Source organism: Amphritea sp., from assembly GCF_048266285.1.
Classification (GTDB): domain Bacteria; phylum Pseudomonadota; class Gammaproteobacteria; order Pseudomonadales; family Balneatricaceae; genus Amphritea.
In genome coordinates, this window is sequence record NZ_JBLWZV010000012.1 from 48,884 (window position 1) to 72,301 (window position 23,418).

Below are 23,418 nucleotides of genomic sequence, written 5' to 3' on the forward strand. Positions count from 1 at the left end.
AGTTGATCAATAGAGTTTGTTGGTATACAACTAAGGTATAAAGATAAACCAGCCCAGCGCTGGTTTTCGTCCCTATTATTATAGCTGTCAGGGATAACGATAATAATAAAGCAACCGGAACTGTTGCAGGAGCGAGCGCACATGAATTCTGTTTTGAAGGACCAGAATGATTTTTTTGCTTTTCTCAAGGGATCAGGTGTACCTCTTAAGCAAACATGGACACCGCAACAATGTAGTCAAGCCGCCCTGGCTTGGTTAGTCGATCAAAATGATATTATCCGTACCCAATTCGCCGTTTCGGTAACCGAGTTACAGGACAAAGATCAGGCGATGCAGCCTGAAATAAAAGAGGCGCTTTCTATCCTGTTGGATAATTGAGCTTTTCTATCGTACAGATACTATCGGCCTAGCATCAGCAAACATCTATGCTGCTACCCCAACAGGTGTTGGGGGCGTTTGCTCAAAGCGTCATTTCGGGTTTGAGTTCATACTCACCTAATTTCTTAATAATGGCCTGCACCTGAAACTGGCGTTCAGAGTCTTTCACGTATACCGCAAACACCGAGCGTTTAACCGATTTAATTGAATTGACCCGGTGGAGCTGAGCGGATGCCAAATAGGGGCCAGCCAATACTAACGGTAAGAAGGCCGAGCCGCCGTGACTGAGAATAAATTCCAGTGCGATCTGGCTCTGTTCCGTATGTAAAATCGGCGTCAGAGTTTTTTTGAACAGCTTAGCGGTTCGCATATTGAATGCCGCTCCCCAGTCGACAAAGACAAAGTCATTATCTTGCACCAGCTCGGGTGTCAGGCCTGCTTGATTACTGACCAACACCAGTTCGATCTGACCAATTTTTGCATGATCTAATTCATCGAGGTTGGGGGGATCGAGCACAATGGCGAGATCCAGTGTGCCCGAGAGTAGTGATCGGGTTAGCTCCAGATGATTATTAATTTCAGTCCGGATAATCATATTGGGAAAGCTCCCCGCCAATTTTGGCAAGGTGGATTGGAGAAAGGTGCCCCAGAGATTTGATATTCCCCCTAGCACTAGTTGTCGTTCCTGTTCTTCCGATATAGCCACATCCTGTAAAGCCATCTGCCAGTTCTTAATAATATTTTCCGCATGGGGAATCAGCCGCTCACCGGCACTGGTGAGGAGAATATTGTTGCGTTGGCGAGTGAATAAGGCGACGCCTACCAACTCTTCTAAGTGGCGAATACGAAAGCTAACCGCTGACTGAGTAAGGTAAAGATTCTGCGCCGCTTTGCCGAAGTGGCGGGTACGGGTGACTTCCAGAAAAGTGCGTAGTAATCCTATTTCCATGGTGTAGGCCATCTGCTTGGAGGGTGGGTATTGATCAGGAGCCTGAGGAGGCAGTGTGATCATTACTTCGATTAGTAATTTCGATCGAAGTCATAAAAAAGCATCATTTTACAGCGCTTAAAAGTCTGATAATAATCAAAGTGTACTTCAAACAGTACAAACAATAGTAGATCAATATTTTTTATGGTCAGGCTTTATGATGCCTATGGATGGCTTTTGATGCCTGATCAGGTGAGTAGTGCGCTAACAGCACTTTCTTATCAAGGCCCTTAAGGTATTAAAGAGAAGCATTATGAGTAACAAGCAGCGTTTCAATAACTACTCAGACGACCAAGATGGCTGGGAAGACTGGGGTGACGAGAGTTATAAAGGCAGCAAGCGTCGAGCGCGCTCGGCACGAGCGGTAGAGTTTATCGCTGACGATTATTGGGACGAGGCCGATGATGAGCTTCCAGAAGAGCTGGGGCGTAAATCTCATAGCCGTCGACGCGATATTGAAGACCGTTTAGAACGGCAGCGGCTGAGGCAAGATATCTTCGGTGATATCGACCGACAAGACCGGGCATAATTCCCATAAGCAGGCATCGCCTGCTTTTTTTTTGATTTGAGACAGTTTTAATCATACTGAAACCGCATTATAGGATTTTTTCTTATATACCCCGTCGCTCTGATTTCTGAGAATAGTCCTAGGGTCGAGTGGATCTAATGGTCGTTAAAATACTCTGAGACCTGTAGTAGCGCATTATATTAAGGAGCATCAGATGCATACGGGAACAGTAAAGTGGTTTAACAACGCTAAAGGCTTTGGCTTTATAGTATCGCCTGATTTTGAAGAGGACTTATTTGTCCATTATTCGGCGATCGTTACCGAGGGGTATAAAAGTCTTAGAACAGGGCAGTCTGTGCAATTTGAAGCTGCACCCAAAGACGTGGGTATACACGCCGTTAATATCACACCGATCACCGCTAGCTAAGCCTTTCGAAAATTGGCCTTGCGGTAAATATCCTATCTTATGCACAGCCGCCGAGGCTGTGCATTCTTGTGCTATCAGTCGATAGCCATGAGTCTCTGTCAGCGCCTGTTATAGTCAGTTATTTATTATCGGCATGTGTCTGGATAGGCTGATGACCCGCTTTACCCCTTCCTCTGCTGAGGTATTGGCCGTTCCCATTGTGGAGTGTGGTGAACCGTTGGTGGATATTCGGCGAATGGGAGGTCTCGAATATGGCCCACCTCCGGAGTGTCTGGCCACCCTCAGCGACTATACCTTTGCCCGTCATGGGACCTATCTTCGCTTGTTGCGGCGCAGTCATTTCTCTCTGAGGGTATCCGGCTGAAACTGTATGAAGGTTATCGCAGCCTGACGGTGCAGCAAATGCGTGTTCGACCATGAACTAGCGCGACTGCGCTATTGTCAGCCTAGTTTGGATGACGCCGCATTATTTATTGCCGCTACCCGAATGGTGTCAGCGGTGACCTATCCTGATGGCTCAACGCTGCTGCCACCCCATAATAGCGGTGCAGCGGTGGATCTGTTCTTAATAGATGAACAGGGCGCTATGCTCGATTTTGGTATGGATATCTATCGTTGGAATGAAACTGACCCAGACCCAGACCTATGTTTAAGTCATTGTTCGACGCTCAGTGAGCAGGCGATGGCTAACCGACGCTTGCTTGCCAACGTAATGAGCACGGTCGGCTTGGTTAATTATCAGCAAGAGTGGTGGCTCTTTTCTTACCGTGATCGTTTTTGGGCCTACCTGACCGGCCACAAAAGTGCACTCTCTGGTGCTATACAGCCTTCATTAGATTGAGTTTGCTGCTTTTAGGAGCGTTCCACCAGTATATTGTTGGTCTTTCTTAATGTTCGGGCCATCTCGCGGGCTAGGTTCATCATCAAGATACCGAACTCCATAGGCTGACTCAGATGAAAATCATGAAATGTGTCTGAGTCTATCTCTAATGAGATCACCGCTTCGCAGGCTTCGGCGCGACCGACACGATCATGAAGGGCAATCATGCTAACAAAACCGATCTGCTCGCCGGGGTTGAAGGTGCGGATATAGGCATAGCGACCGTCATGAAATTTATAATAGGCCACCGAGCCCTGCAGAATAATGTGAAAACTATTGCCTGGCTGTGCCGGACTGAAGAGTTCGTCTGCGGCATTAAAACGCCTTATCACCCCATGATCTAATAACCAGCGGATTGCGCTTTCCGGCAGTGCCCCAAACACCGACGCGTTGGCAAGCTGACTTAATTCGCAGCCTGTTAGAAGCGTTTGGGTGGTGATTCTTTCCATTGTTGCTTCCTCTACATCTTACCCTGTTAAGTCTAGTCGGCTTGCCATTATTGTCAGCCTTTTTATTGCGGTTCGCATGACGCAGGCAGGATGGCGGCCTGTTAATTATGCTGGATATTAGCAGGCGTTATTTTGATCGCCATCTATACTTTTATAAGTGATGTTGATTGATACATTTTTTGTTTAACGTACCTGAATTAAGTTTCATAAATAAGGGCTTATGTGGGATTAGTAATGAATATATTTCATATAGGCGGCATTTCCATTGGTCTTAAAGTGATACATAAAAGTTGTCAATCATGATGATTTGTGTAATATTAACTCAATCCGGGAATGACGGACTTTATTGTCACCACAGTTTTCCACACTGATTGGCGCTATGTTGTGCGTTCTCAGGAAAATAGAAATGAGGAAATAATAATGACAGATGCCTATATCTGCGATGCTATCCGTACCCCCTTTGGGCGTTACGGTGGCGGTCTTTCTGCTGTTCGGGCTGACGATCTGGGTGCGGTGCCTTTGAAGGCATTGATAGATCGTAATCCACAGGTGGACTGGTCTCAGGTAGATGATGTTATCTACGGAAATGCCAATCAGGCGGGTGAAGATAACCGTAATGTTGCACGTATGTCCGCGCTACTGGCGGGGATGCCAACCGAGGTGCCAGGCACCACGGTTAACCGTCTGTGTGGTTCAGGTATGGATGCCATTGGTATGGCAGCGCGGGCGATTAAAGCCGGCGAAACTCAATTGATGATTGCAGGTGGTTGTGAGTCGATGTCACGGGCACCGTTCGTGATGGGTAAAGCAGAAGCGGCCTTTAGTCGCACACCGAATGGACTGTATGACACCACTATCGGTTGGCGTTTCATCAACAAAAAGATGAAAGAGCAATACGGCGTCGATAGTATGCCGGAGACTGCTGAAAACGTCGCTGAAGAGTTCAACATCTCTCGCGAAGATCAGGATCTGTTTGCGCTGCGTAGTCAGCAAAAAACCGCCGCCGCGATGGCAAAAGGTCTTTTCGATGAAGAGATTGTGCCGGTCATTATTCCTCAGCGTAAAGGTGAACCATTGGTGGTTGATACCGATGAGCATCCTCGCGCATCAACAACCTTGCAAGATCTCGCTAAATTGAAGGCGCCTTTTCGCGCCGGAGGTTCGGTCACAGCAGGTAACGCTTCTGGCGTTAATGATGGTGCCTGTGCATTGCTGATCGCTTCGAAAGCCGCCGCAGATAAATACGGCCTGACCCCAAAAGCTCGTGTCGTCGGTATGGCAACGGCGGGTCTCGCGCCACGGATTATGGGTTTTGGTCCATCGCCAGCGACCAAAAAGGTACTGGCACAAACCGGTCTGACGTTGGATCAGATGGATGTCATTGAGCTGAATGAAGCGTTTGCGGCTCAAGGCTTAGCGGTCATGCGAGATTTAGGTTTGGAAGATGATGCCGCGCATGTGAACCCGAACGGCGGTGCTATTTCATTAGGGCATCCTCTGGGAGCCAGTGGCGCGCGTCTTGTGATGACGTCGATGTATCAATTGCACCGTACCGGTGGCCGTTATGCGCTGTGCACCATGTGTATTGGCGTCGGACAAGGAATCGCGATGATCATCGAACGCGTGTAAGACTGTTCATCAGCTCGGCAGAACCGAATGTTTGCCGAGCTGCTATTTACCCTGTGCTGAATGCCTGAAATATAAGAAATACAGGACGACAAAATTATGAAATATGAGAAGCATCCCCGCCGGGCTTTAGACCCGATTGAAACCGCCAGTATTGATGAGCTTCGTGCCCTGCAACTCGTGCGTATGCAGTGGAGTATCGCCCATGCTTATAACAATGTGCCGGCCTACAAGCGTCTATGTGACGAGGCTGGGGTTCACCCTTTTGAACTGAAACAGCTAGAAGATCTGAGTCTGTTTCCTTTCACGACCAAATCTTATCTGCGCGATGCTTATCCGTTTGATTCCTTCGCCGTGCCAATGGATGACGTTGTGCGGGTGCATGCCTCATCCGGTACGACCGGTAAACCAACCGTTGTCGGTTATACCCAGAATGATATTAATGTCTGGGCTGATGTAGTGGCGCGTTCAATCCGTGCGGCGGGTGGTCATGCCGGCGATAAAGTCCATATCTCTTACGGTTACGGTTTGTTTACCGGTGGGATGGGTGCTCATTATGGTGCTGAACGTTTGGGTTGTACTGTTATTCCGATGTCGGGTGGCCAGACGGAGAAACAGGTTCAGCTGATGAACGATTTTGATCCCGATATCATCATGGTGACCCCTTCTTATATGCTCAACATTATCGATGAGATGGAGCGCCAAGGATTAGATCCTCATAAGATGGCGCTTCGTTGTGGCATCTTTGGTGCCGAGCCTTGGACCGATGAGATGCGTAAAAACATCGAACATCGTTTAGGTATTGATGCCGTGGATATCTATGGTCTGTCTGAAGTGATGGGACCGGGTGTGGCACAAGAATGTATCGAAACCAAAGATGGTCCAACTATCTGGGAAGATCATTTCTACCCTGAAATTATCGATCCGAATACCGGTGCAGTATTACCAGACGGTGAGTACGGCGAGCTGGTGTTTACCTCTCTGACCAAAGAAGCGTTGCCGATTATTCGTTATCGTACCCGTGATTTGACCCGCCTATTGCCGGGTACTGCGCGTCCAATGCGCCGGATCGACAAAATTACCGGCCGTTCCGATGACATGATGATTATCCGTGGTGTGAATGTCTTCCCGACCCAGATCGAAGAACAGATTTTGAAGATTTCTGCTCTGGCTCCGCACTATGAAATTGTGGTTGAGAAGCAGGGCAACCTCGACACCGTACTGATCAAGGTCGAGCTAACCCAGGGCGGCTTGAGTGCACATCAGGATCAAGTGGCGAAAGAACTAGCTCACCATATTAAAGCGGTGGTTGGTATCTCTACCAAGATCGATATTTTGCAGCCGGGAGCTATTCCTCGCTCCGAAGGTAAGGCCAAGCGGGTTTTTGATAACCGCCCTAAAATAAAATAACACGGGTGCCCTGTTGTGGGGTCGCCAACGACATGTCATCGCGAAAGACCTGTTTGGGTCTTAAACCGAAGTGGAGACGATTGAAATGACAATACCTCAAGAAGAAAACTTCATGCGTAAGATTTCGGCCGAAGAGAAAATTGAGCCGAAAGACTGGATGCCGGATGCCTATCGTAAGAACCTGATTCGTCAGATCTCACAGCATGCGCACTCTGAAATCATTGGCATGCAGCCAGAAGGAAACTGGATTACTCGGGCACCTTCTTTGCGTCGTAAGGCGGTACTGCTGTCCAAAGTTCAGGATGAAGCGGGTCACGGTCTGTATCTTTACAGTGCCTGTGAAACGCTGGGTATTTCCCGTTCTGAGATGATCGAGCAGCTACAAACGGGTGCCGCTAAGTACTCTTCAATCTTCAACTATCCGACCCTTACTTGGGCGGATGTTGGCGCGATTGGCTGGTTGGTTGATGGTGCGGCGATTGTGAACCAAGTTTCTTTGCAGCGTACCTCATACGGCCCATATTCACGGGGCATGATTCGTATTTGTAAAGAGGAATCCTTCCATCAGCGTCAAGGTTATGAAGCCATGCTAGCGCTGGCGAAAGGTTCTGAAGGACAGAAAGCGATGGCTCAAGATGCCCTCGATCGCTTTTACTGGCCTGCCTTGATGATGTTTGGACCACACGATTCGGAGTCCGCGCATTCGCAGAAATCGATGGAATGGAAAATCAAACGTGAAACCAACGATGATCTGCGACAAAAGTTCATCGATCAAACGGTGCAGCAGATTGAAGTGCTGGGTCTGGAACATCCAGACAAAGCGATTAAATGGAATGAAGAGCGGGGTCACTACGATAGCAGTGATCTGAACTGGGATGAGTTCTGGAGTGTTATCAACGGTAACGGTCACTGTAACCGTCAACGTATTGAACACCATGTAGCGGCTCATGAAGAAGGTGAGTGGGTACGTGATGCGATCACCGCCTATAACGAAAAGAAACGTGCCCAAAAAGCACAGAACGCGGCATAAGGGGTAACTGAGATGACAACGACAACTGAAAAGCTGGAACTGTTTGAGGTATTTGTGCGTTCCAAGCGTGGCTTGGACCACAAGCATATCGGCAGCCTACATGCCGAAGATCATGAACAAGCGCTGGAATATGCCCGCGACTGTTACACCCGCCGTAGTGAAGGTGTCAGTATCTGGGTTGTTAAATCCAATGATATTTGCGCTTCTCAGGAAGACGATGCAGATTGCTTCTATGATCCGAGCGATGACAAACCTTATCGTCATGCAACGTATTATGTTTTGCCTGACCCCGTCAACAACATGTAATTGGGGAGAGCCTGCATGAGTGATCAAATGAAAAATGCACTGCTGGAATACACGACCCGTCTGGGCGATGACGCGGTAGTACTTGGCCACCGGATTTCTGAATGGGTGAGCTATGGGCCTTTCCTCGAAGAGGATATCGCCTACGGTAACGTGGCCCTCGATTATATTGGCCGTGCCCGGATGCTTTATACCTATGCCGCCGAGTTGGCTGATGATGGCCGTGACGAAGACGATTTCGCCTATATGCGCAATGATCGTGAATATCACAACCTGCTATTGTTGGAACTGCCGAAAGGGGATTTTGCCTATTCGCAGATCCGTCAGCTGTTTGCTGATGTGTATTACACCCTGATGTTGCCACAGCTACTGCAATCTAAAGATGAACGGTTAGCGGCGATCGCCGCCAAAGCGATTAAAGAAACCAAATACCATCTGCGTCGCAGCCGTGACTGGGTGCTACGTCTTGGTGATGGCACTGAAGAGAGTCATCAACGGGCTCAGAAAGCCCTCGATCAGCTATGGGGTTACACCCATGAACTGTTCGATATGGATGAAACTGAACAACTGTTGGCAGATGCCGGTATCGGTGTCGATGTGTCGGTTTTGCGGGATGATTGGCTGGCGATGGTGACTGAGATTATCACTAACGCGACCTTGAGCGTGCCTGAAGATAGTTGGGCCGTGCGTGGTGGTCGTATTGGTTATCATACCGAAAATCTAGGTCACATGCTGACTGAAATGCAGATTGTGCACCGTTCTCACCCCGGCTGTAAGTGGTAAGGGCTATGAATGAAATCTCTCTGATGGCTGAAGAGCACTACCAGCGTCTGCAACAGCGTAATGCTGATGACGTTAAAGTGCTCTGGGATCTTCTGGATGCGGTTAAAGACCCCGAGGTGCCGGCGTTAAGCATCTGGGATCTGGGCATATTGCGGGATATCCAACGTAATGGTGATCAAATTGTGATCATCATTACACCGACGTACTCCGGTTGCCCGGCAATGGATAATATCAGCACCGATGTTGTTCAGTGTCTGAACGAACATGGCTACGCCGATGTGACGGTGAAAATGTCACTGTCGCCGGCGTGGAGTTCCGAGTGGATGTCACCCGAGGGACGCATCAAGTTGCGCCAATATGGTATCGCCCCGCCGGAAGATGCGGAGCTGGATGCGGATGGCCTGACGCCCGATGCGCACGCCGCCTGTCCCCACTGCGGATCACGCAATACCCGCAGAGTCAGTGAGTTTGGTTCAACCGCCTGTAAAGCACTGTTTCAGTGTGACGATTGCGGTGAACCGTTCGATTATTTCAAAAAGATCTGATCTCGTATCAGCTCTGATAAAAACAATAGGTGAAGCATGTCTGACACCAATTTTTACACGCTGAAAGTCGCCGATGTACAGCCCGAAACGGATACAGCGATCTGCGTAACCTTCGCGGTTCCGGCCGACCTAACCGATAAGTTCCGCTTTATACAGGGGCAGTTTCTGACCCTGCGAGCGACCATTGATGGTGAAGAAGTACGTCGTTCCTATTCGATCTGCTCCGGTATTCATGATGGCCATATGCGGGTCGGCATCAAACGAGTTAAGAACGGGCGCTTCTCAAACTACGCCAATGATGTTTTTAAACCGGGTATGTCGGTGGATGTGATGCCGCCTCAGGGCAGTTTCTATACCGAACTGAACCCGGCTAACAGCAAAAACTATATGTGCTTGGCCGTCGGCTCGGGTATTACGCCGATGATCTCCATCATGAAGTCGATTCTTGATACCGAGCCGGGTTCCAAAGTGACTCTGATCTACGGTAACCGTCGCAGCAACTCGGTGATGTTTAAAGAGGAACTGAACTTCGTTAAAAACCGTTTTATGGATCGCTTCCATTGGATCAATATCATGGATTATGAAGATCAGGGCGCGGATCTGCTCAATGGTCGCATCGATAATGCTAAAGGCTATGCACTGCAAAAAGCGGGTCTGATCGATATCAAAAATGTAGATGACGCCTTTATCTGTGGTCCTGAAGCGATGATGTCGGAAATCTCACGGGGCTTCCGGTTGGAAGGCCTAAGCGATGAACAGATCCATTACGAACTGTTTGCTAACTCATCCGCTGACTCGAAAGAGATGCTGGAAAAAGCGGCTAAACGTAAAGAACAGTTTGGTGAAGAGAAAACCTCTAAAGTGACCGTGCGGGCTGATGGACGGGCGGTGATGTTCGATTTGGCGACCGTGGGTGAAAATATCCTAGATGCCGGTATGCACAATGGCATGGATCTTCCTTACTCCTGTAAAGCGGGGGTTTGCTCAACCTGTAAATGTAAGCTGGTTGAAGGCGAGGTCGATATGGATATTTCTCATGGTTTAGAAAAGCATGAAATCGAAGCGGGTTATATCCTTAGCTGTCAGGCACACCCAATCACCGATACTGTGGTGGTCGATTTCGATCAGCGCTAACCGCTAACCGCTAACCGCATCGCTCTGCCAACCTAGGTAGATGCGAATAGACTTAAAAGCCACCTAAACGTCTTCTTTGTGTTTACAAAGGGCACGGTTAGGTGGCTTTTTGTTATCCAATAACTATCGCTTAATCACTTGCCAATAGGGGTCATTGAATCCCTTTTTCTGGCCTTATCGAAAACGTTGCCTGTTAGGTTCTCTTAATCGTTGTATTTACTACGATATGCTGGAGGTGCGTTTAGACGGCTAGGCATGGCGTTGGCGCCGTTGTAAGCTTAATCACTATTGATTTACCGCATTTATCCGCGCATAAATGCCACTAATTCACCGTTTTGCGGGCGGCTGTACTCGTTTGTCTGACGTTTATTTGTTATGGTTGCGCCGAAATTAGGATTGGGTATCTCGTGCATGAGGCAGAGATGTTCAGGGGGTGTTATGGCGACTCAGTCTAAAAAGTTAGAAAAATATAATCCAGCCAGTGAATGTTTTGATATTCACGAATTTCCCTTTTATTGGGTAGCGCGGGTCAACGCACTGTATTCGGTAGAGATGGAAAAGACCCTCAAACCGATGGGCATGGATATCGCCCGCTGGCGGGTGGCAGCGATACTGCAATTTAACGGTCCATCGAGCATTTCTGAACTGGCGATACATGCGATCGGCAAACTGCCGACGATTACCAAAATCGTCTATCGGATGCGTGATGCTGGACTGGTTGAGGTGAATGCCAGCGAGAGTGATGGCCGGGTGGCGATTGTTTCCCTCACTGAAGAGGGGCATGAGAAGGTGGATGCAGTGCTTCAAACCACCACGAAGAAAGTTTTTTCTCGGGCCTTTAAAGGCTTTTCTGAGCCTCAGATTAAAAAAACGAATGAGCTGCTCAAACGATTATTTGTTAACTTATCGGAGGATTGATCTCTATTCGCCGCCCCTCGCGATAATTTTTTGGCTGTTCTGGCCATTTTTTTAATGCTATTTCGATTTCTTATATTTTTCATAGAGTTAAATCTGAATTTTTGTTTTATAAATTGATATTTACACGTCTATAAAAAATCTCCCAGCTGAATCTGCTAATCACTTTTGTCTTCATTTAAGTCATTGATTTTAAATTAATTATGTTTTTTGTTTTATTGGGTTAGAGTCCTTTTTATTCATTTAAGATGCATGTTAAAGGTTGAATATTCAAGTAAATTTAGTTGACAATTCAACCTTTAAGTAGAATTATTAGTCCATGACAAGGGCGTTGGGTTAAGCGATCAGCGGCCAATAATAAGAATGATAAGAGTGACCGGACTATGCCAATTTTCTCTCAACGGGTGTCACTAGGTGATGGTTTACGGGTTGCCGTAAAGGACAGCATCGATATTGAAGGGTTGCCAACGCGCTGTGGCAGCCGAGCGTTAGAGCATGCACTACCTGCGAGTCAGCATGCTGATGTGGTCGCGATGCTGTTACAGTCCGGCTGTCAGATTGTCGGTAAAACGACGCTGCATGAATTAGCGTACGGCATGACGGGCCTCAATCAGTGGGGTGGCACCCCCGTTAACTTTCGTTATCCCGATCTTATTCCAGGTGGTTCCTCTAGTGGTTCAGCAGTGGCTGTCGCCGCCGCTGAGGCCGATTTCTCTATCGGCACCGATACCGGTGGCTCTATTCGTGTACCGGCAGCCTGCTGCGGTGTGTTTGGTTTTAAACCCACTTTTGGTCGGCTGAGTCGCCGGGGGGTGATGCCTGAACAAAGCAGCCTTGATTGCGTCGGCGTGCTCGCTGATTCCGCCGATATGTTAATAACGGCGATGCAAGCGATAGAGCCCGGTTTCAAAACAGCACCGCTATCAGGTGATATTCGCCTCGGTGTGATCGAGGTCGTCGCCGATGAGGCGATCGATGCGTGTATCTCCGCATGCCTACAACGTACCCCATTTCAGTTACAACCGCTGACGTTAGCCGCCTTTAATGATGCCTTTACGGCCGGCATGGTGTTGATTAATGCTGAAACTTGGCATGCCTGTGGTCATCTACTCGACACCGGCAAGGTTGGCGATGATGTGGCGGCCCGCTTAGCTCAGGCTGCCCATACGACTGATCAGCAGGTCGCGGCTGCCGAGTCAATCCGTACGCAATTCAGTCAACAGGTTGATGCCGCGTTAGCGCAGGTAACGGCGTTAGTCTTGCCCACGCTTCCTGCTTTTCCGATGAGCCTTGCCGATGCGCAGGCAGGTAAAACCGATCTGAGTATTTCGACGTTTGTGCGGCCTTTTAATCTTTCGGGCCACCCGGCGATATCGATTCCCCTACAAACGTCAGACCAGCGCCCAGTGGGTTTGCAGTTGGTCGGCCGTAAAGGTGACGACGAACGTTTATGTGAACTTGCCCGGTTGTTGAGTGAGTTTATGCCTAATCAAAATAATAACCGTGTGGAGTTTTGAGTCATGACTGCCAACGTCATCAATAAAGACGCCTGGGGTGGAGCAGCAACATTTGATGCTCTGCTGGCTGATATCCGTAGCCGCCGCCAGGAGTTTGAGCAACAAAAATATATCTCACAAGACATCATCGAGCGTTTTAAGGCGATCGGTGTCTACCGTGCGCTAGTGCCTAAACGTTTTGGTGGTGATGAGAAATCGCCAACTGAGTTTTTGCAGATGGTTGAAGCGCTATCGGCTGCGGATGGCTCGGCAGGCTGGGTCGCCAGCTTTGGTATGAACCCGGTGTATTTAGCCAGCCTTCCCCTTGAGACCATTGAAAAAGTTTGGGCCGATAGTCCTGATGTCGTGTTTGCCGGCGGTATTTTTCCGCCGCAACCGGCACAGCGGGTCGAGGGTGGTTTTAAGGTTAAAGGCCGGTGGCAGTTTGGCAGTGGCTGTATGGGCGCTTCTCTCTGTGGCGTGGGTATTCTGCCGGATGATGGCGAATCCTTACCGCGTATGGCGGTGATGCCAAGAGAACAAGTGAACATCGATATGACTTGGAACGTTGTCGGCATGGTTGGGACAGGCTCCCACGATCTGGTGGTTGATGACGTGATAGTGCCGGAAGAATGGACTTTCACGCGGGGCGGAAAATCGAATTTAGATGACCCATTCTTTAAATATCCATCGTTGGCGTTTGCGGCACAGGTACTGGCAGTAACGACATTAGGACTGGCCCGTGAAGCTATTGATGTGGTGCGCGGTATGGCCGCTGGACGACGCTCCGTTACCGGTGCCCCTAACCTCGGTGAGCGCGAATATGTGCAGATGGAGATCGCTAAGGCTGAAGCAAAAGTACGCTCATCCAAGGCCTTTTTCTATCAAGCTACCGATGAGGCTTGGGCCAGCATTCTTGACGGTGAGGTGCCTACGCCAGAGCAGATCAGCATGCTGCGTTTATCCGCCACCAATTTAACCCACGAATGCGCCGAAGCGATTCGTATTGCTTATCAGGTATCAGGTATGACCGGTGCCTATAACGACCACCCACTGTCGCGCATTATGCGTGATTCCATGATGTGCACACAGCACGCCTTCATGGGGGCGATCACCTATAAAAATGCCGGGGCGATGCTGTTTGATCATAAACCATTGCCTGGATATCTGTGATCCGCGGCACACCTTACATTAACCAACACTAATTTAAGCGAGATTGTTATGAGCGAAACTACGATGCACCGAGTTCTTTTCTGTATTGGCGTTAACCAAAACTTTATGGATGCGCCGCAAAGTGAGATGGGGGATGTATGGCAAGCCTTTAGCGGCATGATGAAAGGCATTGCTGATCTGCCGGGGGTGAATGTACTGGGCATTATGGACGACGACCGTCTGCAAGTCGGCCCTTCGACTAGTGCGCCTTGGACCGCCTATATTATGGCCGATGTGCCAGATCTGGAAACGGTGATTAAAGGTTGTGATCTGTTTCGTTCGACGCCGGTGGGCGATGGCACTTACAAGCTATGGAAATACTGCAAAGTTGAGGCCCGTATCGGTCGCGAACTTGTTGTACCTGCCTGATCACCTGTTGGGAGACTCACCATGGCTAGCCGAGAAACCGTTGCCTCTTTATCTAAACGTCTAGCGGCGTTTGAAGCGGAAAAGGCCGTTCGCCGTTGTATGAACCGGTATATGTACCTCTGTGATCGACTCGATGCCGGCTTTGAGCTGGATGATCTGATGGTGCTCTTCACTGACGATGCCGTCTGGGAAGGTCGTGGTGGTCGTTACGGTAAAACCTTCGGCTGTCACCAAGGAGCCGAGGCGATTCGGGCGATGTTTGCCAAATATACCCAACCACCGGCCCATTTTGAAACCAATGTTCACTTTCTTACCAGTGAGTTGATTGAGGTGGCTGAGCGTGATGCGCAGGGCAGTTGGGTGTTGTTACAAACCTCGACTTTCAGTAGCGGCAAATCTCAGTTGAGTAGTGCTCGGCTAACGGTGTCCTTTCGTTGTGATCACGGGCAGTGGCGTATTAGCCATTTCCAGACCGAGAGCTTATTTAACCGGCCCGTGTCAACGCCTTGGGATCAGCCGGCGGACCTGCCGGTGCCTGATTGAATACCCGGCCAACTAAGTACATGACGTTAATAACAAAAAATAGTGGGGAGCCCCATGAGCAAAATGATTGATGTAAAAAATATAGCGGCGGATTACCAAAATATGGTCAAGCCGGACAAGGTGCACAGTGCTCTTTATTCAAACCCCGAGATCTTTGAAGAAGAGCTGGATAAGATTTTTAACAGCACCTGGGTGTGGGTTGGACACGAAAGTGAAGTGCCAGACGTAGGCTCATACAAAACCGCCATGATTGGTCGCCATTCGGTCATTGTTAGTCGTGATCGCAAGAAGAAGATCCATGTCCTGCTGAATCGCTGCCGTCACCGGGCGGCCACCGTCTGTGAAGGGAAGAAGGGCAATACTAAAAGCTTTATGTGTCCTTATCACGGCTGGGGCTACTCCCTCGATGGTGCGCTGCGCGCCATTCCGAAGCCGGAAGAGTATGACGGCGTGTTGGACAAATCTGAACTGCCATTGATCAGTCTGCGTTATGAAACCTATCAAGGGCTGATTTTTGCTACCTTCAAAAATGATATTGAACCGCTGGAAGAGTTCCTTGGCGGAGCCAAAAAATGGATCGACCTGTTTGTTAAACAGGGCGGTGGCTATCCATTAAAAGTGTTAGGCGATCACCGTTTCCGTTTCCCGGGTAACTGGAAAATTCAGTTAGAAAATACCACCGATGCTTATCACTTCCCGATAGTGCATAAATCATTTGTCTCTTCGGTTGATGATCAGACCGCAGATATCTTCGACTTCCTCGATGGTGAAGGACATGTAGAAGATCTGGGCAATGGTCACAGTGTGATGGTGATGATCCCTGAACTGGTGGATCTTGAAGAGGATCTAGACGCGCCGATTCCGGGCCGTTTTCAGGCGTTGGCCGATGAGCTGGCGGCTGAAGGGCATAGTGATCTTGAAGTGCGCCGTATGGTACGTGCCGTGGGTGGTTCCGGCTTCAACCTGAATCTGTTCCCTAATGTGGCCTGTTCGATGGCGTTTTTCCGGGTACTGGCACCGGTTTCTGTGACCGAGACCGAGATTCACCATGTTGCCATCGGTGGCGAGGGTGCGCCGGCGGCATTTAACCAAACTCGTCTGCGTTTACATGAACATTTTCAAGGGCCTATGGGCTTTGGTACACCGGATGATGCTGAAGCATGGCAGCGGGTACAGAAAGGCTCTCAAGCGGGTGCCGATGAGTGGATCTTGCTGAATCGGGGTCAAGCTAATTTGACCACGAGCCCAGATGGCAATGTATCTGGTGCGGTGTGCTCTGAAACCGGTATGCGCGCTGCTTATCAGCAGTGGAAAAAGATGATGATTGCCTGATTGATCGGCTTTGAGGAGAAATAACAATGACAGATTTAAGTTTGCTGAATCAGGTGACTGACTTTATCAGTATCGAAGCCGATATGCTCGATTTCAGAGAGTATGAACAGTGGTTAACCCTGTGGAGCGAGAACGGTATGTATGTGGTGCCGATTGATCCCGACGAAACCGACTTCGCGAACAGCCTTAATTATGCCTATGACAAAGCTGAGATGCGTCGTTTACGGGTGAACCGTTTGCTCAGTGGTGAAGCGGTGTCGACCCAGACTACGGATAAAACCGTCCGTAGTGTGTCGCGTTTTCGCATTCTTGACGATAGCGATACGCAGGTGACAGTGCGTTGCGCCATGTTTCTTAGCGAATGTCGCTACGGCAAGCTGAGCAGCTATCCGGCAGATGTGACCTATACGCTGTTAAAGGAGGGGGACGGATTCAAGATCGAACAGAAAGTTATCCGCTTACAAAACTCCGATGCATATCTCAGCAGTATTGGTTACATCCTTTAAGGAGGCTTAGATGAATCAGGAAACGCATAACGATCAGGTGGCGTTAGTCACTGGCGCGGCGCAAGGCTTGGGTAAAGCGATTGCTCAAAGCCTGTTTAAGGCCGGCTTTCGGGTGGTGTTAACCGATATGAACGAAGCGGCAGTTAAAGCGACGGCGTTAGAGATTGATGCAAGTGAGCAGCGGGTGATGGCGCTACAACTGAATGTGCTTAACAAGGCCGATTTCAGCACGGCACTCGAGGCGACGGTGGTTCGCTTTGGTCAGGTGCATGCACTGGTGAACAATGCGGCGATGACACCCACTACCCCGGTAATGGAAATCACCGCCGAAGAGTTCGATCAAGTGGTCGGCGTGAATATGCGCGGCACCTTCTTTGGTTGCCAGGTGTTTGGGCAGTATTTTGCCGATAACGGCTACGGTCGCATCGTCAATATGGCGTCGCTGGCAGGGCAAAACGGTGGCACCGCATCGGGGGCTCATTATGCGTCCAGTAAAGGGGCCATTTTGACCATGACTAAAATCTTCGCTCGTCAGTTAGCCGAAGCGGGTGTCACGGTTAATTCCGTTGCTCCGGGACCTATCGACCTACCATCGGTACGGGCGCTGGTGCCCCCAGAGCGATTAGCTGAAATTATCGATCAGATGATTCCGGTTAAAGCGTTGGGTAATGCCGATTTTGTCGCCGATACGGTGACCCGTTTGGCTAGCCCCGAGGCTTCGTTTGTTACCGGTGCTGCCTGGGATGTTAATGGCGGCATCTTTATGCGCTAAGGCGTAATGACCGATTAGGTCGGCGTCGAAGACGGGCCGTGGGTACGGCCCGACAGTCATATATTTTTAAAGGGTGAGATGATGAGTGAACCACTAATCGATGTTGTTATTAGCCAGCGTGAAGATCAGGCTGACGCGGTGGCGGTCTTTGAACTTAAGGCTAAAGATGGCACCGCATTGCCTGGATTTGATGCCGGGTCCCACATTGATGTGCATGTCACCCCGGACATCGTGCGTCAGTATTCTTTGAGTAATGATCCGAGTATGAGTGACCGGTACCGACTCGGTATTCTTAACGATCCCAATTCCCGTGGTGGCTCGCAGGCGATTCACCATGATTTTAACGTCGGTAAAACACTGCAAATCAGTGCGCCGCGTAATCACTTCCCACTGGATCTGAGCGCCGCGCGCACGGTCTTGGTCGGCGGCGGTATCGGTATCACTCCGATGCTAACCATGGCCTATAGCTTACGAGCCGCGGGTAAAGCCTTTGAACTGCACTATTGCTGTCGTAGTCGCGCCAGTGCTGCGTTTCTCGATGAACTGGCTGCCGAGTTCGATGCCCATGTGTCGCTGCATTTTGATGATGAAGCGGATGAGCAACGTTTCGATCCTCAGCAAACATTAGCCCCGGCAGCAGCGGATACCCATGTGTATGTTTGTGGCCCATCTGGCTTTATGGATTGGGTGATTGGCACCGCAGAGACGGTCGGCTATGACAAACATAATGTCCACTTTGAATATTTTAACGCCGAGATTGATACCAGTGGAACGGCGTTTGAAGTGGTGGCCGAGCAAAGCGGTGTGACCGTGATGGTCGGCGAAGATCAGACCATTGTTGAGGCGTTATCCGCCGCCGGTATTGCCGTTGATGTTTCCTGTGAACAGGGTGTTTGTGGTACCTGTTTGTGTGATGTTTTGGAAGGCACACCGGATCATAAAGATAAGTTTTTGACCGATGAAGAGCGTGACGATAACGACCAGATTATTTTGTGTTGTTCTCGCTCGAAAAGTAAGCGGTTGGTGTTAGATATCTAACTGCGGGATCGCTTATCAGGCCTTCGCTATTAGGTAGGCCTGCAGCCGATGCAGGGCGATTAAACCGGGGTGAGTCTGTCTTTAAAAAGTTGAATTTTCAATTATTAAAGGCGGCGATATAGCGATAAAAAAAACAGGTCAACTAGACAGGGGTGATGATCTTAACGAGGCATAAAAACGCAGTATCAGTGAATAAAGCTTTGCCATAAAAACAGATAAAAAAGCGATAAACGGAGATTATAACAATGAAAAATTATCTTAAAACAGTTGCTGCTGGCGTGTTATTCGCCTCTACCGGTATGGCCAATGCCGATACAACACTGACGTTATCTTCTTGGCTTCCACCGACCCATCCAGTGGTGGCGCAGATGATTGTGCCCTGGACACAACAGGTTGAAGAGGTGACCGAAGGCCGGGTGAAAATCAATATTTTGGCCAAAGGGTTGGGACATCCAAAGATTCACTATGATATCGCCCGTGATGGTCTGGCGGATATTACCTATAGCGTTCACGGCTATACCCCGGGCCGGTTTACTTTAACTAAAGTGGTTGAGTTTCCCTTTGGTGGCAACAGTGCAGAAGCGCTGTCGGTGGCCTACTGGCGTGTACATCAAAAATACTTGGCGCAAGCGAATGAACACAAAGGTACACAGCTGCTGAGTGTCTTTACCCATGGCCCCGGTCAAATTCATAACAGCCAGAAAAAAGTCTCCACGGTGGCCGATCTAAAAGGGATGAAGCTGCGAGTGGGTGGTGGTGTGGTGAATGATGTTGCCAGAGCGCTTGATACCGTGCCGTTGTTGAAGCCCGCGTCGAAAAGTTATGAACTGCTGTCCCACGGTGTGGCCGATGGCACATTGCTGCCGATGGAATCCGTCACGGCGTTTAAAGTGCAAGATATTGTTAAGCACACCACGGTTGTCCCCGGTGGCTTATATAACATTAGTTTCTTCCTCGTGATGAATCGGGATCGCTTCAAGAGTGTTTCTGCAGCAGATCAGGCTGCCATCATGAGTGTTTCCGGTGAAGCCTTTGCCAAACTAGCGGGTCGCGCTTGGGATGCTGCCGATGCTAAAGCGCTAACGGCGATGAAAGCCAACGGTAATGAAATCACGACGGCAGACGCTGCTTTTATCAACGACGTGAAACAGCGCACCTCAACCCTCGAAGCCGAGTGGATTAAAGCTGCGAAGAAAAAGGGTGTTGATGGGGCAGCGGCATTGGCCGAACTGCGTCAGATCACTGCTGATTATCCTCAGTAAGCGAGGCTGTTATGAATATCCTTATCGCTGTGTTTAAGGCAAAGGTATGGATCAGTCCGCTCGAATTCTTATTCGAGCGGGTGCTGGCTTACACCGCCGCGTTGGCGATGTTTTTAATGATGGCGGTCACATTGGTGGACGTCATTGGCCGGGATCTGTTTGCTGCGCCGTTACCCGGCGGCTTTGAATTGACTGAACTTTTGTTGGCCGCGCTGATCTTTCTCGGTTTGCCGATGGTCACGGCCAAAGGTTCTCATGTGGACGTTGATCTCATGGACTCCACGGTGCCGGCTTTTCTCAAGCCGGTGCAGGATATAGCGGTGTGCTTGGTAAATGTCATCGTCTTTGGTGTGATGTCCTGGATGATGTGGAAGTTGGCGATTCGCACCTATGAATATCAAGACACCACTGCGATGTTAGAAATCCCCTACGCGGGGTTGGTGTTTCTGATGGCGGTGTGTTGTTCGCTTTCAACCTGGGCGTTGCTGCTGATGCTGCTGTTTAAACGGGGTAAAAAACTGTTTCCCCGTCATGCTGATAAACCAACCCCCGAGGTGGAGTGATTTATGGAGATTAGTCTGATCGGCTTTGCCGTTTTGTTGCTTATCATCTTCGCCCGTGTGCCATTGGGCTTCGCGATGGCGCTGGTCGGGGTGTGCGGCTTTGCCTATGTGCAGCAGGTGGAGTTTGGTAATCCACGGGGCTGGAATGCGGCGTTAAATATGATCTCGCAGGTGTCCTTTGAAACCGGCTTATCGTATAGCCTTTCGGTGGTGCCGCTGTTTATCCTGATGGGTAATTTCATCACGGAGGCGGGACTATCCTCGCAGCTGTATCGTGCCTCCAATGCGTTTCTTGGGCATTTCAAAGGCGGTTTGGCCTTGGCTACGGTTGTCTCATGTGGTGCATTCTCGGCGGTCTGTGGTAGCTCTATGGCTACAGCGGCAACCATGTCAAAGGTGGCGATGCCATCGATGCGCAAATACAACTACTCCGATGAATTGGCCACCGGTTCGATTGCTGCCGGAGGCACACTGGGCATTCTGATTCCACCCAGTGTGATTCTGGTGGTGTACGGCATTATCACGGAAACCGATATCGGCTTGCTGTTTATCGCCGGACTGTTGCCGGGTTTACTCGGCATCATTCTGTATATGGCGGCGGTGACCGTCACCGTGAAACTGAAGCCGGAAAAAGGCCCTGCAGGGGAGCGATCCAGCTGGACTGAGCGACTAGTCGCGTTTAAAAACGTTTGGACGATCTGCTTGCTGTTTGTGGTGGTGATGGGGGGCATCTATAGCGGTGTGTTCACGCCAACCGAAGCGGCGGGTATCGGCGCATCGGGGGCTTTTTTTATCGCTTTGCTGCGTGGTCGTCTGACCTTTAAAAGTCTGGTTGAAACCCTCGTTGGTACGGTGAGAACTACCGCGATGCTGTTCTTCTTGGTGATTGGTGCGGTGCTGTTTTCTAACTTTATCAACCTCGCCGGATTGCCTGATTCGCTGCGCGATATGGTGCTGGAAATGAACCTCAGCCCGATCTGGGTGATTATGGCGATCATTGCTATCTATGTGTTACTAGGCTGTGTGCTCGAGAGTATGTCGATGATTCTGTTGACGGTGCCAGTCTTTTTTCCACTGGTTCAAGCATTGGGATTCGATCTGATCTGGTTCGGTATTTTGGTGGTTGTGGTCACCGAGATCAGTTTGATTACGCCGCCGGTGGGCTTAAATGTGTTCGTGCTCAAATCGGTGTTACCGGATGTCAGGCTCGCCACTATATTCAAAGGCGTCACGCCCTTTTGGATTGCCGATATTATTCGACTGGTGCTGATTGCAACGATCCCGGCGATCTCACTGCTATTGCCTGGCATGGTTGGCTAGCACAATTTGATGGGTCGCGTGTCTGTGGTGCGTTGCACTGCAGGCCGCATCCGCGACTGAAAAGGCGGTAATGATGATTCAGGATATTAATCGGGTGCTATATGCCTCGGATCTAGGTGAAAGTTCTAAGCAAGCGTTCTATATGGCGGTTAATGAAGCTGCTAAACATAATGCTCAATTAATCTTCTTACATGTGGTCGAGCCGGCAAATGCGGCGACCAAAACACTGGTCGAAGGCTATCTGAGCTCCCCCGGGTTGGCGGAAATGCGTGCCGAGGGTATCGATAAACTGAAAGCCTTGATGACTGATCGTATCGAGACGTTTTGTCTTGAGGAGCTCATGGATAAGCCGCTGCAACAGCAACCTATCACGCGCCTAGAAGAAGGGCCCGCCGCTGAGACCATCATTAAGGTGGCCGATGAGCTGCAGGCTGATCTGATCGTGATGGGCTCGCGCACACGAACTCATTCGTTATTGGGGCGGTTTTTTCTCGGCTCTGCCGCCCAAGCGGTATTACAGCTATCGGATCGCCCCGTGTTGATTGTGCCGATTAAAGAGTGATATGGGGGTCTGCGAATAACACATTGGCACGGCATCCCCGAATGGACCGATGACCGGTTGGGTTGCCTGTCACTTAGACAATAATAAGAAAGAAGGTGTCACGATGAGAAAAGGTATTATGCGGCCGGGTCATGTGCAGATTCGGGTTTTAGATTTGGCTGAAGCGGTCAGCCATTATAGTGAACTGTTGGGCTTAATTGAGGTGGGCCGAGATGCTCAAGGGCGGGTCTATCTTAAGGGCTGGACCGAAGTGGATAAGTTTTCTGTTGTGCTTCGGCAGGCCGATACGGCAGGCATGGATTTTATGGGCTTTAAAGTGCTCAATAATGCCGTGCTGGAGCAGCTTGAAGGGGAGTTAATTGCCTATGGCTGTGAGGTTGAACATATTCCCGCTGATGAGTTGTTTGGCTGCGGTCGTCGAATTCGTTTTCAGGCACCGACGGGTCATTACTTTGAGCTCTATGCGGACAAGCAAAAAACCGGCAAGTGGGGCATATCTAATATTAACCCTGAAGCTTGGCCTCGCAATCTGAAGGGCATGAAGGCGACCCGTTTTGATCATTGTCTGCTATATGGTCCAAATATTGAACAGACCCATATGTTGTTTCGCGATGTACTGGGTTTTGAACTAGCCGAGCAAGTGGTTGATCCTGAAAATCAGAAGGTCGGTATCTTTATGACCGTGGGGATGAAATCCCATGATGTCGCCTTTATCGACTGTCCCGAACCGAATAAATTCCACCATGCCTCTTTTTTCCTCGATAGCTGGGAGGCGGTCCTGCGAGCCGGTGATCTGATCTCGATGACCGATACCCCGATCGATATCGGGCCTACCCGGCATGGTTTAACCCACGGTCAGACCATCTATTTTTTTGACCCCTCGGGCAACCGTAATGAAGTGTTCTGTGGCGGCGATTATCACTACCCCGATCATCAACCGGTCATTTGGAAGGTTGAAGATCTAGGCAAAGCTATTTTCTATCACGACCGGGTGCTGAATGAACGGTTTCTGACGGTATTAACCTGAGAGTAGCCGGTAAACAGTGATTTAGAAGTGCAAGCTGATA

At 49.7% G+C, this 23,418-nt stretch carries 28 protein-coding genes; 26 read left to right on the forward strand and 2 right to left on the reverse strand.

Annotation, left to right across the window (positions count from 1 at the left end; all coding sequences use genetic code 11):
- Positions 1-141: 141 nt before the first annotated feature.
- Complete coding sequence (locus tag ACN0T0_RS13385) at positions 142-378, forward strand: hypothetical protein (protein ID WP_417226869.1); 237 nt, start codon at positions 142-144, stop codon at positions 376-378.
- Positions 379-460: 82 nt separating this feature from the next.
- On the opposite strand, the gene ACN0T0_RS13390 is transcribed toward ACN0T0_RS13385, so the two are convergent.
- On the reverse strand, positions 461-1,390 hold the full coding sequence (locus ACN0T0_RS13390) for a LysR family transcriptional regulator (RefSeq protein ID WP_417226871.1): 930 nt from the start codon (positions 1,388-1,390) through the stop codon (positions 461-463).
- Positions 1,391-1,619: 229 nt separating this feature from the next.
- Here ACN0T0_RS13390 and ACN0T0_RS13395 point away from each other — a divergent pair, with 229 nt between their 5' ends.
- The 4 genes from ACN0T0_RS13395 (at position 1,620) to ACN0T0_RS13410 (ending at position 3,142) form a co-directional block, all read left to right on the forward strand.
- Positions 1,620-1,895: a hypothetical protein gene (locus ACN0T0_RS13395; RefSeq protein WP_417226873.1), complete on the forward strand. Its 276-nt coding sequence runs from the start codon at positions 1,620-1,622 to the stop codon at positions 1,893-1,895.
- A gap of 193 nt (positions 1,896-2,088) precedes the next feature.
- Positions 2,089-2,301, forward strand: coding sequence for a cold-shock protein (locus ACN0T0_RS13400; RefSeq protein WP_417226875.1), 213 nt, complete (start codon positions 2,089-2,091; stop codon positions 2,299-2,301).
- A 151-nt stretch (positions 2,302-2,452) separates the two neighbouring features.
- Positions 2,453-2,665: a hypothetical protein gene (locus ACN0T0_RS13405; RefSeq protein WP_417226877.1), complete on the forward strand. Its 213-nt coding sequence runs from the start codon at positions 2,453-2,455 to the stop codon at positions 2,663-2,665.
- A 42-nt stretch (positions 2,666-2,707) separates the two neighbouring features.
- Positions 2,708-3,142: a M15 family metallopeptidase gene (locus ACN0T0_RS13410; RefSeq protein ID WP_417226879.1), complete on the forward strand. Its 435-nt coding sequence runs from the start codon at positions 2,708-2,710 to the stop codon at positions 3,140-3,142.
- Positions 3,143-3,153: 11 nt separating this feature from the next.
- On the opposite strand, the gene ACN0T0_RS13415 is transcribed toward ACN0T0_RS13410, so the two are convergent.
- On the reverse strand, positions 3,154-3,630 hold the full coding sequence (locus ACN0T0_RS13415) for a cyclic nucleotide-binding domain-containing protein (RefSeq protein ID WP_417226881.1): 477 nt from the start codon (positions 3,628-3,630) through the stop codon (positions 3,154-3,156).
- 420 nt (positions 3,631-4,050) lie between these two features.
- Here ACN0T0_RS13415 and pcaF point away from each other — a divergent pair, with 420 nt between their 5' ends.
- From pcaF to ACN0T0_RS13520, 21 genes are all read left to right on the forward strand, one after another.
- Complete coding sequence (gene pcaF / locus ACN0T0_RS13420; RefSeq protein WP_417226883.1) at positions 4,051-5,259, forward strand: 3-oxoadipyl-CoA thiolase; 1,209 nt, start codon at positions 4,051-4,053, stop codon at positions 5,257-5,259.
- 96 nt (positions 5,260-5,355) lie between these two features.
- Positions 5,356-6,666 (forward strand): phenylacetate--CoA ligase PaaK, encoded by a 1,311-nt coding sequence (paaK, locus tag ACN0T0_RS13425; protein ID WP_417226885.1) that lies wholly within the window; start codon positions 5,356-5,358, stop codon positions 6,664-6,666.
- Between the two features lie 85 nt (positions 6,667-6,751).
- Positions 6,752-7,696 (forward strand): 1,2-phenylacetyl-CoA epoxidase subunit PaaA, encoded by a 945-nt coding sequence (gene paaA / locus ACN0T0_RS13430; RefSeq protein ID WP_417226887.1) that lies wholly within the window; start codon positions 6,752-6,754, stop codon positions 7,694-7,696.
- A gap of 12 nt (positions 7,697-7,708) precedes the next feature.
- Positions 7,709-8,002: a 1,2-phenylacetyl-CoA epoxidase subunit PaaB gene (gene paaB / locus ACN0T0_RS13435; protein WP_417226889.1), complete on the forward strand. Its 294-nt coding sequence runs from the start codon at positions 7,709-7,711 to the stop codon at positions 8,000-8,002.
- A gap of 15 nt (positions 8,003-8,017) precedes the next feature.
- Entirely contained in the window at positions 8,018-8,782 is a 765-nt protein-coding gene (paaC, locus tag ACN0T0_RS13440) for a 1,2-phenylacetyl-CoA epoxidase subunit PaaC (RefSeq protein WP_417226891.1), read from the forward strand.
- Between the two features lie 5 nt (positions 8,783-8,787).
- Positions 8,788-9,327, forward strand: a complete 540-nt coding sequence (gene paaD, locus ACN0T0_RS13445) for a 1,2-phenylacetyl-CoA epoxidase subunit PaaD (RefSeq protein ID WP_417226893.1) — start codon at positions 8,788-8,790, stop codon at positions 9,325-9,327.
- 36 nt (positions 9,328-9,363) lie between these two features.
- Entirely contained in the window at positions 9,364-10,461 is a 1,098-nt protein-coding gene (paaE, locus tag ACN0T0_RS13450; RefSeq protein WP_417226895.1) for a 1,2-phenylacetyl-CoA epoxidase subunit PaaE, read from the forward strand.
- A 438-nt stretch (positions 10,462-10,899) separates the two neighbouring features.
- Positions 10,900-11,379, forward strand: a complete 480-nt coding sequence (locus ACN0T0_RS13455) for a MarR family winged helix-turn-helix transcriptional regulator (RefSeq protein ID WP_417226897.1) — start codon at positions 10,900-10,902, stop codon at positions 11,377-11,379.
- 380 nt (positions 11,380-11,759) lie between these two features.
- Entirely contained in the window at positions 11,760-12,893 is a 1,134-nt protein-coding gene (locus ACN0T0_RS13460) for an amidase (RefSeq protein ID WP_417226899.1), read from the forward strand.
- A gap of 3 nt (positions 12,894-12,896) precedes the next feature.
- Positions 12,897-14,045 carry an acyl-CoA dehydrogenase family protein gene (locus ACN0T0_RS13465; protein ID WP_417226900.1) on the forward strand — a complete coding sequence of 383 codons (1,149 nt, stop codon included), beginning with the start codon at positions 12,897-12,899 and terminating at the stop codon, positions 14,043-14,045.
- A gap of 48 nt (positions 14,046-14,093) precedes the next feature.
- On the forward strand, positions 14,094-14,453 hold the full coding sequence (locus tag ACN0T0_RS13470) for an IacB protein (protein WP_417226902.1): 360 nt from the start codon (positions 14,094-14,096) through the stop codon (positions 14,451-14,453).
- Between the two features lie 21 nt (positions 14,454-14,474).
- Positions 14,475-14,996, forward strand: a complete 522-nt coding sequence (locus ACN0T0_RS13475) for a nuclear transport factor 2 family protein (RefSeq protein WP_417226904.1) — start codon at positions 14,475-14,477, stop codon at positions 14,994-14,996.
- Between the two features lie 54 nt (positions 14,997-15,050).
- Complete coding sequence (locus ACN0T0_RS13480) at positions 15,051-16,328, forward strand: aromatic ring-hydroxylating oxygenase subunit alpha (RefSeq protein ID WP_417226906.1); 1,278 nt, start codon at positions 15,051-15,053, stop codon at positions 16,326-16,328.
- A 26-nt stretch (positions 16,329-16,354) separates the two neighbouring features.
- Positions 16,355-16,834 carry an aromatic-ring-hydroxylating dioxygenase subunit beta gene (locus tag ACN0T0_RS13485; RefSeq protein ID WP_417226907.1) on the forward strand — a complete coding sequence of 160 codons (480 nt, stop codon included), beginning with the start codon at positions 16,355-16,357 and terminating at the stop codon, positions 16,832-16,834.
- Positions 16,835-16,844: 10 nt separating this feature from the next.
- Complete coding sequence (locus ACN0T0_RS13490; protein WP_417226909.1) at positions 16,845-17,606, forward strand: SDR family NAD(P)-dependent oxidoreductase; 762 nt, start codon at positions 16,845-16,847, stop codon at positions 17,604-17,606.
- Between the two features lie 81 nt (positions 17,607-17,687).
- Positions 17,688-18,644, forward strand: coding sequence for a PDR/VanB family oxidoreductase (locus ACN0T0_RS13495; protein WP_417226911.1), 957 nt, complete (start codon positions 17,688-17,690; stop codon positions 18,642-18,644).
- Positions 18,645-18,889: 245 nt separating this feature from the next.
- Positions 18,890-19,906 (forward strand): TRAP transporter substrate-binding protein, encoded by a 1,017-nt coding sequence (locus tag ACN0T0_RS13500; RefSeq protein WP_417226913.1) that lies wholly within the window; start codon positions 18,890-18,892, stop codon positions 19,904-19,906.
- Between the two features lie 11 nt (positions 19,907-19,917).
- Complete coding sequence (locus tag ACN0T0_RS13505) at positions 19,918-20,469, forward strand: TRAP transporter small permease (protein ID WP_417226915.1); 552 nt, start codon at positions 19,918-19,920, stop codon at positions 20,467-20,469.
- Positions 20,470-20,472: 3 nt separating this feature from the next.
- The gene (locus tag ACN0T0_RS13510; RefSeq protein WP_417226917.1) at positions 20,473-21,789 is read left to right on the forward strand and encodes a TRAP transporter large permease; all 1,317 of its coding nucleotides are present in this window, start codon (positions 20,473-20,475) and stop codon (positions 21,787-21,789) included.
- Positions 21,790-21,862: 73 nt separating this feature from the next.
- The gene (locus tag ACN0T0_RS13515; protein ID WP_417226919.1) at positions 21,863-22,351 is read left to right on the forward strand and encodes a universal stress protein; all 489 of its coding nucleotides are present in this window, start codon (positions 21,863-21,865) and stop codon (positions 22,349-22,351) included.
- Between the two features lie 103 nt (positions 22,352-22,454).
- A complete protein-coding gene (locus ACN0T0_RS13520) occupies positions 22,455-23,378 on the forward strand; it encodes a catechol 2,3-dioxygenase (protein WP_417226921.1) in 924 nt (307 codons plus the stop codon).
- Positions 23,379-23,418: the final 40 nt, after the last annotated feature.

Excerpts from the sequence above, each read along its gene's own strand:
- ACN0T0_RS13515 (WP_417226919.1), top strand. The coding sequence starts at position 21,863 with ATGATTCAGGATATTAATCGGGTGCTATATGCCTCGGATCTAGGTGAA.
- paaC (WP_417226891.1), top strand. The coding sequence starts at position 8,018 with ATGAGTGATCAAATGAAAAATGCACTGCTGGAATACACGACCCGTCTG.
- pcaF (WP_417226883.1), top strand. The coding sequence starts at position 4,051 with ATGACAGATGCCTATATCTGCGATGCTATCCGTACCCCCTTTGGGCGT.
- paaA (WP_417226887.1), top strand. The coding sequence starts at position 6,752 with ATGACAATACCTCAAGAAGAAAACTTCATGCGTAAGATTTCGGCCGAA.
- ACN0T0_RS13500 (WP_417226913.1), top strand. The coding sequence starts at position 18,890 with ATGAAAAATTATCTTAAAACAGTTGCTGCTGGCGTGTTATTCGCCTCT.
- ACN0T0_RS13460 (WP_417226899.1), top strand. The coding sequence starts at position 11,760 with ATGCCAATTTTCTCTCAACGGGTGTCACTAGGTGATGGTTTACGGGTT.
- ACN0T0_RS13505 (WP_417226915.1), top strand. The coding sequence starts at position 19,918 with ATGAATATCCTTATCGCTGTGTTTAAGGCAAAGGTATGGATCAGTCCG.
- ACN0T0_RS13465 (WP_417226900.1), top strand. The coding sequence starts at position 12,897 with ATGACTGCCAACGTCATCAATAAAGACGCCTGGGGTGGAGCAGCAACA.
- ACN0T0_RS13485 (WP_417226907.1), top strand. The coding sequence starts at position 16,355 with ATGACAGATTTAAGTTTGCTGAATCAGGTGACTGACTTTATCAGTATC.
- ACN0T0_RS13405 (WP_417226877.1), top strand. The coding sequence starts at position 2,453 with ATGACCCGCTTTACCCCTTCCTCTGCTGAGGTATTGGCCGTTCCCATT.
- paaK (WP_417226885.1), top strand. The coding sequence starts at position 5,356 with ATGAAATATGAGAAGCATCCCCGCCGGGCTTTAGACCCGATTGAAACC.
- ACN0T0_RS13390 (WP_417226871.1), bottom strand. The coding sequence starts at position 1,390 with ATGATCACACTGCCTCCTCAGGCTCCTGATCAATACCCACCCTCCAAG.
- paaB (WP_417226889.1), top strand. The coding sequence starts at position 7,709 with ATGACAACGACAACTGAAAAGCTGGAACTGTTTGAGGTATTTGTGCGT.
- ACN0T0_RS13495 (WP_417226911.1), top strand. The coding sequence starts at position 17,688 with ATGAGTGAACCACTAATCGATGTTGTTATTAGCCAGCGTGAAGATCAG.
- ACN0T0_RS13475 (WP_417226904.1), top strand. The coding sequence starts at position 14,475 with ATGGCTAGCCGAGAAACCGTTGCCTCTTTATCTAAACGTCTAGCGGCG.
- ACN0T0_RS13455 (WP_417226897.1), top strand. The coding sequence starts at position 10,900 with ATGGCGACTCAGTCTAAAAAGTTAGAAAAATATAATCCAGCCAGTGAA.
- paaD (WP_417226893.1), top strand. The coding sequence starts at position 8,788 with ATGAATGAAATCTCTCTGATGGCTGAAGAGCACTACCAGCGTCTGCAA.
- paaE (WP_417226895.1), top strand. The coding sequence starts at position 9,364 with ATGTCTGACACCAATTTTTACACGCTGAAAGTCGCCGATGTACAGCCC.
- ACN0T0_RS13400 (WP_417226875.1), top strand. The coding sequence starts at position 2,089 with ATGCATACGGGAACAGTAAAGTGGTTTAACAACGCTAAAGGCTTTGGC.
- ACN0T0_RS13385 (WP_417226869.1), top strand. The coding sequence starts at position 142 with ATGAATTCTGTTTTGAAGGACCAGAATGATTTTTTTGCTTTTCTCAAG.
- ACN0T0_RS13395 (WP_417226873.1), top strand. The coding sequence starts at position 1,620 with ATGAGTAACAAGCAGCGTTTCAATAACTACTCAGACGACCAAGATGGC.
- ACN0T0_RS13480 (WP_417226906.1), top strand. The coding sequence starts at position 15,051 with ATGAGCAAAATGATTGATGTAAAAAATATAGCGGCGGATTACCAAAAT.
- ACN0T0_RS13510 (WP_417226917.1), top strand. The coding sequence starts at position 20,473 with ATGGAGATTAGTCTGATCGGCTTTGCCGTTTTGTTGCTTATCATCTTC.
- ACN0T0_RS13470 (WP_417226902.1), top strand. The coding sequence starts at position 14,094 with ATGAGCGAAACTACGATGCACCGAGTTCTTTTCTGTATTGGCGTTAAC.
- ACN0T0_RS13520 (WP_417226921.1), top strand. The coding sequence starts at position 22,455 with ATGAGAAAAGGTATTATGCGGCCGGGTCATGTGCAGATTCGGGTTTTA.
- ACN0T0_RS13490 (WP_417226909.1), top strand. The coding sequence starts at position 16,845 with ATGAATCAGGAAACGCATAACGATCAGGTGGCGTTAGTCACTGGCGCG.
- ACN0T0_RS13415 (WP_417226881.1), bottom strand. The coding sequence starts at position 3,630 with ATGGAAAGAATCACCACCCAAACGCTTCTAACAGGCTGCGAATTAAGT.